General features: G+C 61.4%; 15 protein-coding genes. 6 read left to right on the top strand and 9 right to left on the bottom strand.

The window, feature by feature from the left end; genetic code table 11:
* Positions 1–37: 37 nt before the first annotated feature.
* Both NKH17_RS03710 and NKH17_RS03705 read right to left on the bottom strand, forming a co-directional pair.
* Positions 38–1,006, bottom strand: a complete 969-nt coding sequence (locus NKH17_RS03710) for a GlxA family transcriptional regulator (protein ID WP_352896987.1) — start codon at positions 1,004–1,006, stop codon at positions 38–40.
* A 308-nt stretch (positions 1,007–1,314) separates the two neighbouring features.
* Positions 1,315–2,028 carry a transcriptional regulator NanR gene (locus tag NKH17_RS03705; protein WP_023720267.1) on the bottom strand — a complete coding sequence of 238 codons (714 nt, stop codon included), beginning with the start codon at positions 2,026–2,028 and terminating at the stop codon, positions 1,315–1,317.
* Positions 2,029–2,211: 183 nt separating this feature from the next.
* Between NKH17_RS03705 and oiaX the strand changes: the two genes are divergently transcribed.
* The gene (gene oiaX / locus NKH17_RS03700) at positions 2,212–3,474 is read left to right on the top strand and encodes a 3-oxo-isoapionate-4-phosphate decarboxylase OiaX (protein WP_352896985.1); all 1,263 of its coding nucleotides are present in this window, start codon (positions 2,212–2,214) and stop codon (positions 3,472–3,474) included.
* Between the two features lie 4 nt (positions 3,475–3,478).
* Positions 3,479–4,882: a four-carbon acid sugar kinase family protein gene (locus tag NKH17_RS03695; protein ID WP_352802025.1), complete on the top strand. Its 1,404-nt coding sequence runs from the start codon at positions 3,479–3,481 to the stop codon at positions 4,880–4,882.
* 25 nt (positions 4,883–4,907) lie between these two features.
* Here NKH17_RS03695 and NKH17_RS03690 read toward each other — a convergent pair whose 3' ends face one another.
* The gene (locus NKH17_RS03690) at positions 4,908–5,411 is read right to left on the bottom strand and encodes a hypothetical protein (RefSeq protein WP_352896983.1); all 504 of its coding nucleotides are present in this window, start codon (positions 5,409–5,411) and stop codon (positions 4,908–4,910) included.
* A gap of 280 nt (positions 5,412–5,691) precedes the next feature.
* On the opposite strand from NKH17_RS03690, the gene NKH17_RS03685 reads away from it, so the two are divergent.
* The 3 genes from NKH17_RS03685 to NKH17_RS03675 all read left to right on the top strand — a co-directional run bounded on the left by NKH17_RS03685 (position 5,692) and on the right by NKH17_RS03675 (position 9,471).
* On the top strand, positions 5,692–7,209 hold the full coding sequence (locus NKH17_RS03685; RefSeq protein ID WP_352802023.1) for a S10 family peptidase: 1,518 nt from the start codon (positions 5,692–5,694) through the stop codon (positions 7,207–7,209).
* A gap of 88 nt (positions 7,210–7,297) precedes the next feature.
* Positions 7,298–8,800 carry a sensor histidine kinase gene (locus NKH17_RS03680; protein WP_352478351.1) on the top strand — a complete coding sequence of 501 codons (1,503 nt, stop codon included), beginning with the start codon at positions 7,298–7,300 and terminating at the stop codon, positions 8,798–8,800.
* Entirely contained in the window at positions 8,797–9,471 is a 675-nt protein-coding gene (locus NKH17_RS03675; RefSeq protein ID WP_352478353.1) for a LuxR C-terminal-related transcriptional regulator, read from the top strand. The genes NKH17_RS03680 and NKH17_RS03675 overlap by 4 nt, the downstream gene beginning before the upstream one ends.
* A 37-nt stretch (positions 9,472–9,508) precedes the next feature.
* Here the strand turns inward: NKH17_RS03675 and NKH17_RS03670 are convergent, their stop codons facing one another.
* The gene (locus NKH17_RS03670) at positions 9,509–9,973 is read right to left on the bottom strand and encodes a hypothetical protein (RefSeq protein ID WP_352478355.1); all 465 of its coding nucleotides are present in this window, start codon (positions 9,971–9,973) and stop codon (positions 9,509–9,511) included.
* Positions 9,974–10,819: 846 nt separating this feature from the next.
* Positions 10,820–11,191, bottom strand: a complete 372-nt coding sequence (locus NKH17_RS03665; RefSeq protein WP_352800062.1) for a VOC family protein — start codon at positions 11,189–11,191, stop codon at positions 10,820–10,822.
* Between the two features lie 671 nt (positions 11,192–11,862).
* On the opposite strand from NKH17_RS03665, the gene NKH17_RS03660 reads away from it, so the two are divergent.
* A complete protein-coding gene (locus NKH17_RS03660; protein ID WP_352478436.1) occupies positions 11,863–12,303 on the top strand; it encodes a DUF2267 domain-containing protein in 441 nt (146 codons plus the stop codon).
* A gap of 132 nt (positions 12,304–12,435) precedes the next feature.
* On the opposite strand, the gene NKH17_RS03655 is transcribed toward NKH17_RS03660, so the two are convergent.
* The 4 genes from NKH17_RS03655 to NKH17_RS03640 form a co-directional block, all read right to left on the bottom strand.
* Entirely contained in the window at positions 12,436–13,248 is an 813-nt protein-coding gene (locus NKH17_RS03655) for an SDR family NAD(P)-dependent oxidoreductase (RefSeq protein WP_352478359.1), read from the bottom strand.
* Positions 13,245–14,159 carry a sugar phosphate isomerase/epimerase family protein gene (locus tag NKH17_RS03650; protein WP_352970154.1) on the bottom strand — a complete coding sequence of 305 codons (915 nt, stop codon included), beginning with the start codon at positions 14,157–14,159 and terminating at the stop codon, positions 13,245–13,247. The genes NKH17_RS03655 and NKH17_RS03650 overlap by 4 nt, the downstream gene beginning before the upstream one ends.
* Before the next feature lie 124 nt (positions 14,160–14,283).
* Entirely contained in the window at positions 14,284–15,057 is a 774-nt protein-coding gene (locus NKH17_RS03645) for an SDR family NAD(P)-dependent oxidoreductase (protein WP_352478363.1), read from the bottom strand.
* 3 nt (positions 15,058–15,060) lie between these two features.
* A complete protein-coding gene (locus NKH17_RS03640) occupies positions 15,061–16,158 on the bottom strand; it encodes an ABC transporter ATP-binding protein (RefSeq protein ID WP_352478365.1) in 1,098 nt (365 codons plus the stop codon).
* Positions 16,159–16,165 lie beyond the last annotated feature (7 nt).

The following is a 16,165-nucleotide window of genomic DNA, read 5'->3' as shown; positions in this document are numbered from 1 at the left end:
CGGTTGCGTGTAGCCGCAGCACTCCGCTGCCGAGTTGTCACCGGATTTGCTTTCGAAACTCGCCCGGTGCCATTCCAGTTGTCTTGGAAAAAAGACGGCTGAACGAGGCGACGTCCTGATAACCCACCCGATAGCAAATTTCTGAAACGCTCAGTTTCGTTTCCTCAAGCATGGACCTTGCCAACTCCAGCCGCCTTTCCTGGATCCATTTTCCCGGCGTTGTCTGGAGTTCGTCGAAAAACCTGCGAGAGAGGGTTCGCGAAGACATGCCCAATTCGGTTGCCAGAAATTTCAGATCGATTTCCGACATCTTGTCTTTCGAGAGCTCACGCAACTTGTCCTCGAATGGGCTGGCCCCGTTCGAAATTCCATCCAGGGAAAATTCGTAGGGACTCTGGAATGTGCGCGGCGGCGGGAGAACCAGAAGTTTTCGAATGATCCGCTCTTCCTTCGAGAAGCCCAGATCGATCAGCAAAGCCCTGGCGAGTTCGAGTCCGGAAAACCCGCCTCCGCATGTGTAAAGGCGGTCCTGGCGAATGAGGAGCCGGGAAGCGTCCCATCGCACTTGCGGAAACCGGCGGCTTGCCTCGGCTCTCAGCCACCAGGATATCGTCGCGCGTCTACCGTCCAATAATCCCGAATTGGCGAGCAGATAACACGCGCCGCAATGTGCTGCGATGATTGCGTCCTGCTGCTGCGCGAGCGCGATCAGCGGTTTTGAATGTTCACTCTCCTCGTCGAGCGAGCGCAGAAGCTGCGGAATCTCGACACCCGGCATGGCAACAAGAATCAGGACATCCATTTTCCGCGATGGTTGAGCTTTTGTCGGGAAGGAAATTCCGGTGCTTGATGCCGACGGCGCGCTCCTTGAAACGAACTCACAGGAGAGAACCTGCGAACGGCAGACATCATTCACAAGCTGAAACATTTCCACGAGCGTCGAGACGACGGCCGAATAGAAATTCGACGGCAGCCAGATCACAACGTGGAGGCTCCTGACAGCCATTGCGGTACTCCAGTGCCGGTCTCGGATGGCAAGCCTAGCATAGTCCTTGCAAGAATTGCCAATTCCAGAACAAGCGCGCGGGCTCCAGGAGGGCCTATGCGGGCTTGCTGATGAAAGCGGGGCCGCGGAAATCCGTGGCCGGGAAGATGCAAATGCTGAAATCGTTGAATGAAAACACGCGGCAAATACATCGGATTCAGAGGGCAACAGAAAACTGCGTCGGTCCGGGCTCAGGCTGATCTGTGGTCAGTCAGTAGGCCGAGAGCAGGTGCAGGCCGCTACGCCGGTCCGGACCTTGCTCTTGGTTTTCAGCTGCCGGAGTTCATCACGTAAAGCGCACGCGAGCGTTCGAGGTGCTTGATCATCGCCTTCTCGGCGCCATCCGCATCCTTGGCTTCGATGCGTCCGATGATCTCTTCGTGCTCGGTCAGCGTGAACTTTTCCTTGCCGGTCCAGATCAGCATTTCCGTGTGGTATTCCTTTAGCCAGCCAAGCATTGCCTCGCTGACGGCGACATAGATGGGGTTGCCGGATATTGCCGAGATCTGGGTGTGGAATTTCATGTCGGCGGATATGAAGGCTTCCGAGTCGCCACGATGGCTGCGCTGCTCTGCAACCGTTGCGCGCAACCGCTGCACGTCCTCGGCGGTTGCCTTCTCCGCGGCTTCCCTGACCATGCCGCGCTCGAAGAAGATACGCGCGTTTTTGAGGTGCTCCAGCGTGTCCTTCGACGACGACAGGATGATCTTGGCGGCGCCGTCGACCTGTTTGATGATCGACTTGGCGGTCAGCTGCAGCACTTTCGCCCGCTCGCCATGCGAGATCGCGACGAGGCCCATATTGCTCAACGCCTGCATTGCCTCGCGGATCGCCGGCCTGCCGACCTCGAAGCGCTCCATCAACTCGCGCTCCGATGGCATGTCGTCACCCGGCAGCAATTCGCCGCTGGTGATCAGGCGCTTCAGTCTCAAGAATACTTCGTCGGAAAGCTTGCGCCGGACGATCGGCTCCGAACGGTTCATCGTCGCGAATCACTCCTTTGACCGGCCCCTATCTAGCATTTTCGGCGCGAATTCCGGAACGCCTGCTGCCGGCTCGTCCGGCTCTGCCCAGCCGGATAGGGCTTGCAAAGCTTATGTACTCATTATACCAGATTTCAAGGGCCAAGGAACCTTTTTCGAACCACCCCGGCAGGCCGCGCGAATATGATTGTTCTCACCTATCGCATCGAAACGCCCGGCAATATCGAGGCGCTGGCGGCCAAGATCGCAAGCGACCAGTCGACCGGAACCTTCGTCGCGCTGGCCGGCGAGACCGAAGAGCTCAAGGCCAGGGTCGCGGCGCGAGTCCTGGCGATACGGCATCTGCCCGATGCGGATCGGCCGTCTCTTCCCGAAACCGGTCCCGAAGCGCGCAATGGCCCGGTCAAGCGCGCCGACGTCGACATCGCGTTTCCGCTAGACGCCATCGGCACCGACTTGTCGGCGTTGATGACCATCGCCATCGGCGGCACATTTTCGATCAAGGGCCTGTCCGGTATCCGGATCGTCGACATGAGGCTACCCGAGGAGTACCGGGGCGCGCATCCGGGCCCGCAATTCGGCGTCACGGGCAGCCGCAGGCTGACCGGTGTCGCGGATCGTCCGATCATCGGGACCATCGTCAAGCCGGCGCTGGGGCTCCGCCCGCCCGAGACGGCCGCAATGGTGCAAGAGCTGATTGCAGCCGGCGTCGATTTCATCAAGGACGACGAGAAGCTGATGAGCCCGGCCTATTCACCGCTGTCGGAGCGGGTGAGGGCAATCATGCCGCTGATCCTCGACCACGAGCAGAAGACCGGCAAGAAGGTCATGTATGCCTTCGGCATCTCACATGCCGATCCCGACGAGATGATGCGAAACCACGACCTGGTGGCAAAGGCCGGCGGCAATTGCGCCGTGGTCAACATCAATTCGATCGGTTTCGGCGGCATGGCTTACCTTCGAAAACGCTCCAGCCTTGTGCTCCATGCCCACCGCAATGGCTGGGACATTCTCACCCGTCATCCCGGTCTTGGCATGGATTTCAAGGTCTGGCAGCAGTTCTGGCGCCTGCTTGGCGTCGACCAGTTCCAGATCAACGGCATCGCCTCGAAATACTGGGAACCCGACTGGTCCTTCGTCGAATCCTTCAAGGCGGTGGCCACGCCGATCTTTTCGCCGGCCGATTGCGCATTGCCGGTCGCCGGTTCCGGCCAGTGGGGAGGGCAGGCGCCTGAAACGTTCCAGCGAACCGGCCGGACGGTGGATCTTCTCTATCTGTGCGGCGGTGGCATCGTCAGCCACCCGGACGGGCCGGGCGCCGGCGTGCGCGCCGTGCAGCAGGCCTGGCAGGCGGCGGTCCAGGACATTCCGTTGTCGGATTATGCCTTGAGCCATGTCGAGCTGGCGCGGTCGATCGAGAAGTTCGGCGACGGCAAGGCGGCCTGACGCCATGCAGAACCTGCTTCTGAGTTATTATGGCGACGACCTGACCGGCTCGACCGACGTGATGGAGGCGCTCGAGCTCGGCGGCGTGCCGACCGTGCTGTTCATGCGCCAGCCGGACGAGGCGCTGCTTTCGCAGTTTGCGCATTGCCGCGCCGTCGGGCTGGCCGGCACCAGCCGCAGCGAGACGCCGCAGTGGATGGACACGCATCTGCGAGATGCCTTCGCCTGGCTGAAGACCCTTAACGCCGAGATCTGCCACTACAAGGTCTGCTCGACCTTCGATTCCAGCCCGGCGATCGGCAGCATCGGCCGGGCGATCGAGATCGGCTGCTCGGTTTTCCGGCAAGACGGCGTGCCGCTGGTGGTCGGCGCGCCGCAGCTGAAGCGCTACACCGCCTTCGGCCATCTGTTCGCGGCCTATCGCGAAAAATATTTCCGCATCGACCGCCATCCTGTGATGAGCCGCCATCCGATCACGCCGATGGACGAATCCGACCTGCTGATCCATCTGTCGCGCCAGACAGACCTCAGCTCGGGCCTGATCGACCTGGCAACGCTGCAGTCTGCGTCACGGTCGGAAGCATTCGACCGGCTTGTGGAGGATGGCACAGGGATCGTGCTTGTCGATGTCGACAGCCTGGAAACCCAAGCGCTTGCCGGCAAGGAGATTTGGCGCGCTCGCAAGCCGGGCAGTTATTTCGTCGTCGGCTCTTCGGGCATCGAATATGCCTTGCTGGTCGAATGGGCATCGAACCGAATCGTGGATGCCAAACCCGCCTTTTCGCCGCCGGGCGCTGCCGACAGGATCGCCGTGGTCTCGGGGAGCTGCTCGCCGACGACGGAACGACAGATCCGGCATGCCCTGGCCGAAGGCTTCGACGGGATCGAGCTCGACCCGGTCGAACTGGTTTCCGAGGCTTCGAACGACGCTATTGCGCGCGCGGTCGCAACCGGCCGCTCCAGCCTACGGGCCGGGCGGAGCATCATCCTCTACACCGCGCTCGGACCTGCGGCCGACCGCGGTGCTGAAATCGATCTCAGGGAAGGCGCCCGCCATAAGCTCGGGCGCGGCCTTGGCGAGCTTCTCCGCGAACTGACGCTTCAAGAGAAGCTGCCGCGCGTGGTCATCGCCGGCGGCGACACGTCGAGCCATGCACTTGGCCAGATGGGCGTCGACGCGCTGACGGTGCGAATGCCGCTGCCGGCATCGCCGGGCTCGCCGCTTTGTGTGGCGCATTCGCGCATAAAGGCGATCGACGGGCTGGAAATTGCCCTCAAGGGCGGGCAGGTCGGAACCGACCGCTATTTCTCCACTATTCGCGATGGAGACGGGTCGGCGGTTGAGAGCGGGGAACATCAGTTCGAATCAGTGATGCTCGATCGAGATCCAGAAACCCCAGACGTTTAGGTCGGCGGCAATGCCACTCATCCCGCTATCTTGTTCGGCCCATTGCCCTGCTTGGATGATACTGACGGGCATAGGCGACACAGGCGTCCACCGTGCTGACACAGAGCGCATCGCGGTTGTTCGGCAGGTTGTTGTCGCCGGCGTAGGCAACCTCGGCAACACGACCGTCAACCATTCGAATTTGCGTGTTGCAATAGCCGCCGGGGGCGACGTTAACGGAACCTCCGAGCGCAGGGACCGGGCCAATGGCCATGGTCGGAACCACAATGTTGAGATTGCCGCGTTGAACGACCCGCTGATAGGTCCAGATCTGGCCGGATTTGCCGACATCGGCAGTGGCGGTCGGAAAGCCGGCGCACATTCGAACGTCCGCCTCGCTAAGGCCAACCATCTCCTTGCGGGCTGCCGCCGCCGTGGCGTCTTCCCTCGCGGTGCTCGACGTGTCGTCTGGCATGACGCAGGATGACAGGATGGCGGCGCCTGCCGATAGAAGGAGAAGGGCAAGCTTTCGGGTGTGGAAAGATGTCATACCAACTTCGGATTGCACGGGAGCCCCGAATGCCAACCTAGGAAGTGAGCCAATCGAGTCAACCGGCAGAAAATTCACGAAGTCGTTTGGTACGTCATTCCGCCGCGCGCATCCGCTGCAAGAGGTTGAGGCTGCCGCCGTGACCCTCGCGCCCTATCTTCCGCCTGGGCATCGGATTTCCCAAACCGATCCCTTCTTGTCAGACGTACTGGCGCACGGTGCTGTGACTTTGGTTCGGCCGACGGTGTGCTAGTTTCCAGCCAATTGCTCCGGAGACGTCATGCCTATCAAGCTGCAAGAAATCGCCCTCGCTCTTCTGCTGTTGGTTGCCGGAACTGGGGTCGGTCATGCGGAGACGGCCCAGCGGCCGCCGCCCACAGGCGGGGTTCTCTCGCTCCTGCCACCGCCGCAGACTTCCGATCATTCGATCGTCATTGCCGGACGGACGCTCGATTACGACGCCAGGGCCGGCACGCTGTCATTACCGTCCGGCAAAGGCGATATCACCGCCGAGATTTTCTATGTCGCCTATGCTCTGCACGCCGGGAAAGAAACGGGACCGGATCCGCGTCGCCCGATCACCTTCGTTTTCAATGGCGGTCCGGGAGCAGCTTCCGCCTATCTTCATTTGGGCGCGCTCGGTCCGCGGGTTCTGGCGACAGCGGCCGATGGAAGTTTCCTGCCGCCGCCGCAGAGGCTGTTCGACAACCCCGACACTTGGCTCGACATGACCGACCTGGTCTTTGTGGACCCTGTCGGAACCGGTTACAGCCGTGAAGCGCCCGGCACGGAAGCACACAGCTTCTGGGGCGTCAGCCAGGACGCCGCGTCGATAGGCGCGTTTATCCGGCTCTATCTGGCGCAGACCAGCCGTACGGCATCGCCTGTCTTCCTGGCTGGTGAAAGCTATGGCGGCTTTCGAGCAGCATTGCTCGCCAGGAAGCTTCAGGAAGACATCGGCATCAGCCCGAGCGGCGTCGTGCTGATTTCGCCGGCGCTCGAATTCACGCTGGTGCGTCCGGACGAGTTCCAGCCGCTCCACTGGGCGCTGGAACTGCCGTCGCTGGCGGCAGTTCGCCTGCACAGCGAAGGCGTTTCCGGCCCGGCCCTGCAGGCGCGGCTGGCGGAAGTCGAACGCTATGCGCTCGGCGAATATCTGGCCGCGCTAGCCGGTGGGCTGGAGCAGGGTGGACGCCTGGCGAGCCAGCGTGTCGCCGCAATCACCGGTCTGCCGCTCGATCTCGTCCAGCGGCACTTTGCACGCATTCCCATAGGGCTGTTCGCCAAGGAGTTTGCACGGGCAAAGGGCAATGTTCTCAGCGCCTATGACGGCAACATCGCAACGGCGGACGTAGCGCCAGAGAGCCTGGGAGTCGAGGGTCCCGATCCGGTGCTCGACCGAAGCGTGCCGGCGCTTACCTCCGCTTTCGTCGGATATGTGCGTGATGAATTGAACTTCCGTACGGATATTAGCTATCGGCTTCTCAACCGCGAAGTCAGCGGCAATTGGGATTATGGAACGAGCCCGACGCGTCAGGGCTATGCGGGTGTCATGGACGACCTTCAGCAGGCGCGCACGCTGAACCCCAGCCTCGGCGTGCTGATCGTCAACGGCTACAGCGACCTGGTGACGCCGTACATGGGCTCGCGCTACCTGCTTGGTCAAATTCCTTCGCTTGCCGGCGCAAAGCCCATTCGCAGCGAGGTGCTGGAAGGCGGGCACATGATGTATCTGAGGCCGGACGGGCGGGCGGCGCTGAAGCAGGCTGCGTCCGAGCTTTACCGAACGACCCAATGAGACGATTTGCGCAAAAAAGCGTCGGATGCGCTGTTCGCCCTCTCATCAGGCCCTAGTTCCATCGCGATTGATCGGTTACACACCTAGGATGGCGTCTTTTAGCGACGTTCGACAGCGGATTAGCCGGCTCTCCAGAATCGCGCCACTGGCGCGGCGTGCTGCCGAGCGGGCCATTCGGAATACCAGGCCACACAGGCTGACAAGCCTCGTTGACCGCTGGAATGCGCTGTCGCTGGCCACGCAGTTCCTGCTCGCGGGTGGTCTATTCTCCCTGTCGGCCATGGTGGTGGTGGGGATTTCAGTCACGAACCATATAGAAACCGTGGTCACGCAGAATTCGGCTTCCGCTACGGCTCTTTACGTGGACAGCGTTATTGCACCGCTGCTTCCGGATATGCGCAAGAGCGAAGTCCTCGACGAGAGCGTAGCCCATGCGCTCGATGAAACGCTGGGACAAGGGGCACTCGGCACAAGGCTCGAATCCTTCAAGCTCTGGCGTCGCGACGGAACCATCCTGTATTCGACCGACAAGACATTGATCGGCAAGCGCTTTGAACCCAGCGACAATCTCCGGGCGGCATTCGCCGGCCAAATGGTTTCGGAGTTCGACAGGCTCGACGATCCGGACAGCGAGGCCGAAAGAGCCAGCGGCTTGCATCTCCTCGAGATCTACAATCCGGTGCTGCAGCCATGGTCGGGGGAAGTGGTGGCCGTTTCGGAATTCTACGAAGTCGCCACTGATTTTGAAAGAAACCTGCATCAGGCCCTCATTCGAACCTGGCTGGACGTTGCCGCGGTCACAGCGGCCTTCTTTCTCGGGCTGTCGGCAATCGTGTTTCGTGGCAGCCGCACGATCAGTTCGCAGAGCCGCTCGTTGAAACAGCGCATTGCCGAGCTTTCCGATCTGCTCGCTCAAAACAGATTTTTGAGGCTGCGGGTGCAGCGCGCTTCGCAGCGTGCCACCGCACTCAACGAACGCTATCTCAGGCGCATCGGCGCGGACTTGCACGATGGCCCCGCGCAACTGGTTGCTCTCGCGGCGCTGGGGATCGATAGCCCGGTCATTGCCGATCCTGCTACGCCGCAATCGAAGCGTGCGCAGGAATTGCGGGCCATCAAAGCACATCTGGACGATGCCATGCGCGAGATCAGGAGCATCAGCAAGGGCCTTGTCCTGCCGCATATAGAGCATGCCGAACTGCGTGAAATTCTCCAGATTGCCGTACAGGCGCATGAAGAACGAACCGGCGTCAAAGTAAGATTATCGATGACCGGCGGCCATACACCGCTGTCGCCAGCGGCCAGGATCTGTATCTTCCGCTTCGTCCAGGAGACGCTGAACAATGGATTCCGTCATGCCGGAGGTGAAGGTCAGTCGGTCGAGAAACATTTCGACGGCGAACGCGTTTGTATCGAAGTGTCCGACGCCGGCCCCGGCTTTGATCCACAAATCGTGCGTCCCGAGGGGCTGGGGCTTGTTGGGCTGCGCGAGCGGGTGGAAAGCCTCGGGGGCCAGTTTACCGTGACGTCCTCACAAAGTGGCACGATCGTGAAAATGGCTCTCAACATCGTTGAAATGGGGCAGACATGACAGCAGCCATCAGGCTCGCCATCGTTGACGACCACCCGCTGTTCAGGGAAGGCGTTGTGCGCACGCTCGATCAGATCGGCGGGTTCGAGATCGTCGGCGAAGGAAGCAGCAGGGATGATGCCTTGCGGATAGTCGAAGACCGGCGGCCCGACATTCTGCTGATGGACATCTCGGTGCCCGGAGGCGGCCTCAGCGTGATCGGACCGGCCCTCGAGAGCCATCCGGCACTGAAAATCGTGATGCTGACCGTTTCGGAAGAAAACCAGCACGTGATGACCGCATTGCAGAGCGGGGCAAGGGGCTATGTTCTGAAGGGGGTCGGATCGAGGACGTTGGCTACGATCCTGCGCACGGTAGCGTCGGGCGAACGATATGTCTGTCCACAATTGTCGGCACGCCTGTTGGCCGATCTGTCGGCTCAATCAAATGAGCCGGCGAAAGCCGACGGACTTGCCGAACTCACCAGCCGCGAAAGGGAGATCCTGACGCTGGTTGCCGCGGGACTGAGCAACAAGCGGATCGGGCTTCGGCTGAACCTGCATGAGAAAACGATAAAGCACCACATGACGCGAATCCTGGCCAAGCTCAACGTCAGCAACAGGACCGAAGCCGCAATGACTTTACGCGATGCGACTGAGCGCCGGCATTCGCCTGTTCGCGATCATGCTTGAGCCGAAATTGCCGCACAGGCGGCTATGTGAACCGGCCTCAGTTGATCATTTCAAGCAACCTGTCCCGATCGGAACGCGTCGCCAGGCGCCGAATGATGGTACGGCCCTTGGCATCCCGCATTTCATATTGGCCGCTATCAACGCGCTCGCTGAGGCCGTTCGAATGCACCACGCCAATGCTCGGCCCACTCACCTCGATCCGGTCTCCCGTGGTTGCATTGATAAAGAGTTTTGGCCTGCTGCCCGGGGTTACCGCAGCGGCGGGATCAGGGAGATTGTCGTCCTGCGACTTTGCTTTGCCTTTGCCGGCACCGGCGTTCGAGTTCGAATTGCCGGAGTTTCCACCCGGATTGCCGGAATTGCCGCCCCCATTCCCATTTCCGTTCCCGCCATTGCCGTTGCCGTTCCCGCCGTCTTTGGCCCAGGCGGCCTGCGGGCCGAGCGGCTGCGATAGTCCGTCGAACACGACGCGATAGGGGCTCACGACGAGAACGAAGGTCAAAACGACTACAGAAATGCCGACATGACGTCCTCGCGAAGATCCGGTCCTTCGTCTCCGGGTCGTCATCAACGAACTTGCCACTCGCATGGCGGAAATCCCCTTAATCATACGGACCTGTCGTGCTGCCTCCAGTTCGAATTCGTGTGATGCTTAAAACAATGGTTTGTATCGGTAAGGTCAAGACCCACCAGCCCCACGATGGTAACTGGTGGGTCTCGCTGGCGCAGGAAGGGACTATTTACTGCGCAAGTCTTTTGCCTTCGCTTCGTTGCGTCTCTCGGCGGGGGCGCCGAGTTCTCACCGTCAGCCAACAATAAATCCAATGGCTGCGATCCCGAAACACAGGCCAAATAACGGAAAAAGCAGCCAACGCGCCTGGTGAACGCTCGAATCCATAGCGGCCTCCTGTAACAGTCGGCATCGCAACGGGGCTCTTCTGAACTCGGTTCCTGAAACTCTCGCGTTTCGGGCTTTTGCGATAGCAGCTTCGGACCAAAGTTCGGCTGTGCAGGCCCTTGGTCGACAGGCCTACAGACTGAAGTCCCTATGCAAGGAGCCGCCTGCATTCGGCGACCTTTGTGTCCACCAGGCGGCGCGATCCACCGGTCCCTTCGAATGCTTTACCTTCCTGGCTCTATGGCGAGGCGACGTTGGTCCACTGCATGTCATTGAAACGTCACCAGTAGCGACCCATATGCGGATTGCGTCGGATGTCTCCTCCCATTGCGTCCGGCGCGTTCCCCTCTGGAGGTTACAGACCTTCACGCTTGGCCGGGCTCAACAGTCCGGCCTTTTCTTTTGGTCATCGCGTCTGGGTTGAGCATCGTCCTGCCGCAGCGCGCCGCTTCAGTTGCGAGGAGGGAGCTGCTGGACAGACCATGTGTTGCCGTCAGGATCCTCAAAGAAGACAAATCTGCCCCAGGGAAAATCCTTGATATCGCTGACCTCGATGCCTTGGGCGGCCAGATGCCGGTGCGCCTCATCGATGTCGGGCACAACCAGCTGCAGACCCCGTATGGATCCCGGGGTGCTGTCGACGATGCCTTTGCCCATGGCAATCGAACAGGCCGAACCGGGCGGCGTCAATTGCACGAAACGTATCTCGTCGCTTACCGTGTGATCATGATCGAGGTGAAAGCCGACCTTCCCAACATAAAAGGCGATGGCATTGTCGACGCCCGATACGGGGACCGGGACCAGTTCCAGCTTCCAATCCATGACAACCCTTTCGCAGCTTTCGCCAAGTGGTGCCGAACACCGTGGGCGACATCCCGCCATCTTCCCAATGCCATTGTCGGCGCGGGCCGCTCAATCGGTCAAGAGATATCCGGCAAAAGCCGGGTTCGGGCAACGTGAGGACTGGTCTCATTGCTGACGGCGTTCGGAACCGATAAGCGCAAGCTCAGTGTTGGCCAAGACGTTCTTGTGCTTTCCGCCACGCCCGAACCGGGCAGGGTGGCGGTTCGGCCGAGTTTGCCGCGCGCTATGCAGCGCGCTTCGGACCGATCGGCAATTATGCCGTGAACGCCCACGATTCGGCCTGTCTTCTTCTTGCCGCGATCAAAGACGCCAGCACTGTATCCAAGGGATATCCGAGCCGGCGCGACGTTCTGGCGGCAGTGCGCGATATCCGTTTCAAGGGAATCGCCTATCGGGAGCCCATGAAAAGGCGACAATCCGGCCGCGGTGACTGCACTCAACGTGGTGGCAAATGGCCGGTTCCGACAGATCGCCGAAATCCGGCAGATGCAGAGCGTAGAGCAGACCTGATGCCGACAGGCCTCTCCGACCGAACCGGTTTCCGCCGCTTTGCCAGGCGATTTTCACATGACCACGAAACAATTATCTCCGGTCGCCGTTTCGCCCGCAGAACCTTCGAGGAGGCGACGATGAGCGCAACCGGCTTGGACGCCTTTGACAAAACGCTGCAGATAACAAACATCTGGCTTGACGAGATCATGGTGGATCTTGGTCCGGATCGACACGTCGCCTGGCATACATTGGGCGCCGTTCTGCGAACCCTTCGGGACAGGCTGCAGATCGGACTGGCGGCTAAATTGGGAGCGGAACTGCCGCTGCTCGTGCGGGGCGCCTACTATGATCGCTATCGGCCCGCCGACATGCCCGACAAGACACGCTCGCTCGAGGAGTTCCTGCAACACATCGCCGATGAATTGAAATCGACCCGTGCTGTCGATCCCGGGGATGCGGCACGCGCGGTGCTGCGTGTGCTTGCACGGCATATCGACCTTGGCCAGTCGGCAAAGGTGCGGGATGCGCTGCCAAAGGAAATCCAGGTCCTCTGGCCTGAAAGCGTGGGCGTCAAATAGCGGCGATCCTGCTCATGCGGACGCGCGACGGACCGAAGCTTCGAACGTAAGCGCGGGTGGGTCTGGTCGACCCCGGTGACGCTATGCTCGATGGCGAGGCTTAGCTGGGCAGCCGATGTGAACTGTCGCGGCTTAACCTGGAAAGATCGTGAAACCGCCGTCGACGCGGATTACCTGCCCGTTGATGAAGCGCGCGCGCGGACCGGCGAGGAAGGCCACCGCTTCGGCGATCTCTTCCGGCTCCGCATACCGGTTCAGCGATTTCTTGCTCGAGTCCATACGCTGCGGATCGACCACGCGGCTCGCCTGGAAGCGTGCCGTCTTGGTGGCGCCAGGGCTCACCGCATTGACGCGCACGCCATCGTCGATCAATTCCTTGGCGAGGCAGCGCGTATAATGGACGACAGCCGCCTTGAGCGTCGAGTAGACCACCTCGGGCGAGCATCCGATATGCGCTGCCGCCGAGGCGATGTTGATCACCGAGCCCGAGCCGCGCTTGATCATGGGCGGAACAAAGGCCTGGCAGACCAGCATCGTGCCTATGAGATTGTTCTCGGTCAGAACCTTGATGTCTTCGTAGTCGATATCGAGTGCGTTGTTGGGATTGGGCTTTACGCCCTTGGCGCCGATGTCGCCGCCGGCGCAGTTGACCAGAATGTGCACGTCGCCGAGATCGGCCTCGATCTTCCTCTTCATTTCGGCGACAGCTTGTTTGTCGCCTATATTGCCGGTGACCGCGGTCACCCGCGTCCCATGCTTCTCCAAGCCCCGGGCAGAGTCGCCGAGATCCGCGAATTCGCCATATTGAGATGGCCGGGTCCAATCGAGGTCGTGGACCGCGACGTTTGCGCCAAGTCCGGCCAAGCGGTCGGCCATCACGCGGCCGAGGCCGCGTCCCGAGCCGGTTACGAAGGCGGTCAGGCCGCTGAGTTCTCGGGCAGTCATGCTGATTTCTCCATTGCAATGAAATCGAACTTCTTCATGTTGGCGGCGCTGCGCCGGATCATGTCGAGCTCGTACGAAACGAGCGCGCCGTCATCGTCCCGTTCCCATGGCGTGCGGTAATCGGCGTCGTCCGCAAGGCGGTTCACGCGCGCAGCACTCAGGCACGCGGCGAACTCCCGGGCGGTCTTCGGCGCATATCCGTTCCACCAGTCGTCGGTGAGCCAGCGAACGTGACGGGCCTCCAGCGCGCCTGGCTCAAGCACCGCCGTCAGCGTGTCGTGGTGCTCGCCAAGGATGGCTGCCAGTTCGGCGAATGGCACGGCGCCGTCGCCGATCGCGCAGCGGACCAGACGGTAGCCCTCATCCGTGAACTGAATGCGATAATCCTTGAGGTGAACATGGCGGACATGGGGCGCGATCCGGCGCGTGAAGGCAAGCGGCGCCTCGCCGACAGGAAAGGTGTTGCCGGTGTCGTAGGTGATGCCGACACCCGGCCTGCCGAGTTCGCAGAACGCAACCAGTTCGTCGCTGCCGAAGTCCTGATGGTTCTCGATGCCGAGCATCCAGCCCTCGGCCGCCGCACGCGGCCCCCATTCCGTCAAGGCAGCGCGAATCGTTGCGTTGAACTCACTCCATTTCGGTCCCCACGCATTGCGGTCGCCGCACAGGACAGGCGTCAGTGCGATACGGATCGTCGTCGCCTCGAGCAGGCGCGCAGCCCGAAAGGCGTTGTCCAGCGGACCTGCCACTAGAAATCCGCCGCTCACCACCGGGACGATGTCCAGCGCGGCAAGACGCCTGCGCAGGGCGACGATTTCGGCGTCAGTCAAGTCGGTCAACCAGGGTTCGTAGATCTCGAGCGTGCGTGCGCCTATTTCCTGCGCCAGCGTAATGAAGCCTTCCAGCCCCACGCCGTCCGGATTGTGCCGCGGCGTGCCGCGGCCCTGCAGTCCGAGATGATAGGTCAGTCCGTAGGGGTTGAGGCCGAGACGAAGCATCAGCTTGGCGGTTCCAATGGAGAGCGAAGAAGCGTCACTAGCGCAGACCAGCATCGACGGTAATGGACTGTTTGGTGATCATGCGGCTGTCGTCGGCTGCCAGGAAGAGCACTGTGCGTGCAATCTCCTCGCCCAGCAGGACGCGGCGGATCAATTGCCGCTGCACCGTCTGGTCGACTGCCTCCTGCGTCTTGAACCACAGCTCGCGTTGCCGCTCGGTCATGACGGCGCCGGGTTCGACCGCATTGACGCGGATGTTATCCGGTCCGAACGAGCGCGCCAAAGCACGCGTCAGCGCCACCACAGCCCCCTTGGCGGTGGCATAGGCCACCATCTGGTCCGCTCCGAAACGCCAGGCGATGGAAGAGAAGTTTATGATCGAGCCGAAGCCGAGTTCCTTCATATGCGGATGCACAGCCTGCGCGGCGAAGAAGTGATGCCTCAGATTGACGTCGAAGCTGCGGTCCCAACAGTCGGCCGTTACCGCGTCGATGGGATGGCGTTGGTCATTGGCGGCGTTGTTCACCAGGGCGGCGACCGGACCAAGCCGCGCGCGCACGCCTTCTACCGACGCCTTTAGGGCATCGACGTCGGTCACATCGCAATGGAGATATAAGGGAGCCTGCCCGGCGGCACCAGCGAGCTCGCGCACCAACGCCTCCGCTGGCTCATCTTGCACATCGAGAAAGGCTACCCGGGCGCCATTCGAGGCGAAGGCACGGACCATATCGGCGCCGATGCCGGAGGCGCCGCCGGAGATCAGCACGACCCGATCGGTCAAGCTCGGATAAGTCGCGAATTGTACGGACATCGATTACAGAAGCGCCTTGGTTGTTGGATCGAACAGACAGGCGCGCGACATATCGATGCCCAGCGTTATCGTCTCGCCCATGACGGGAGCGTCGTCCGGCTCGAAACGGCCGGTGATCTCCAGGTCACCCAGCCTGAGCACGGCAAGCGTCTCGGCCCCGGTCGGCTCGACCAGTTCGACCGGCGCCTGCATGGACGCCACAGCAGTTTTGCGCGACTTCAGGTCGGTCGTGAAACGATAGATGTGTTCCGGCCGGATACCGAGCACGACGTCCTTTGGCGCACCGGCGGGCATCGGCGCGGCAAGAGCAAGGCTGGCGTCGCTGCCGTCAGCGGCGCGTACCGAGATGCTGGTCGAGCCCGTAAGCCGGGCGGGGATGAAATTCATCGCCGGCGATCCCATGAAACCGGCAACGAACATGTTGGTCGGCCGGTCGTAGATCCGCTTCGGCGTGTCGAACTGCTGTACCGAGCCCTGGTTCATCACCGCAATGCGGGATGCAAGCGTCATCGCCTCGACCTGATCATGGGTGACGTACACCGTGGTCTTGCCGACGCGATGGTGAAGCTTCTTGATTTCGGTGCGCATATCGACGCGCAGCTTGGCGTCTAGGTTGGACAGGGGCTCGTCGAACAGAAACAGCTTCGGGTCGCGTACGAGGGCGCGCCCCATCGCGACGCGCTGCCGCTGGCCGCCCGAGAGCTGGCCGGGCTTGCGTTTAAGCAGCTGTTCGATCTGAAGGAGCGCGGCAACCCGCTGGACAGCTTCCGCCTGCGCCGCTTTTGGCACGCCGCGGCTTTCCATGCCGAAGGTGATGTTCTGGCGCACCGTCATGGTGGGATAGAGGGCGTATGACTGGAACACCATCGCAATGTCGCGGTCCTTGGGTTGCACGGAGTTAACCAGCCGGTCGCCGATCCATATCTCGCCCGACGTGACGGTTTCGAGGCCGGCGATCATGGCGAGCAAGGTTGACTTGCCGCAACCCGACGGGCCGACAAGGGCGACGAATTCTCCGGTCTTAGCCTCGAGATTGATGCCGGCAAGAATCTCGAGCGAGCCGTAGCTCTTGTGAAGGTTGCGGATCATCAACGCGGACATGGGCGAC

The sequence above is a fragment of the Mesorhizobium sp. M1334 genome, assembly GCF_040317995.1.
Classification (GTDB): domain Bacteria; phylum Pseudomonadota; class Alphaproteobacteria; order Rhizobiales; family Rhizobiaceae; genus Mesorhizobium.
Note: the sequence above shows the minus strand (reverse complement) of the source record. Positions and strands in the feature narration are given on the sequence as shown.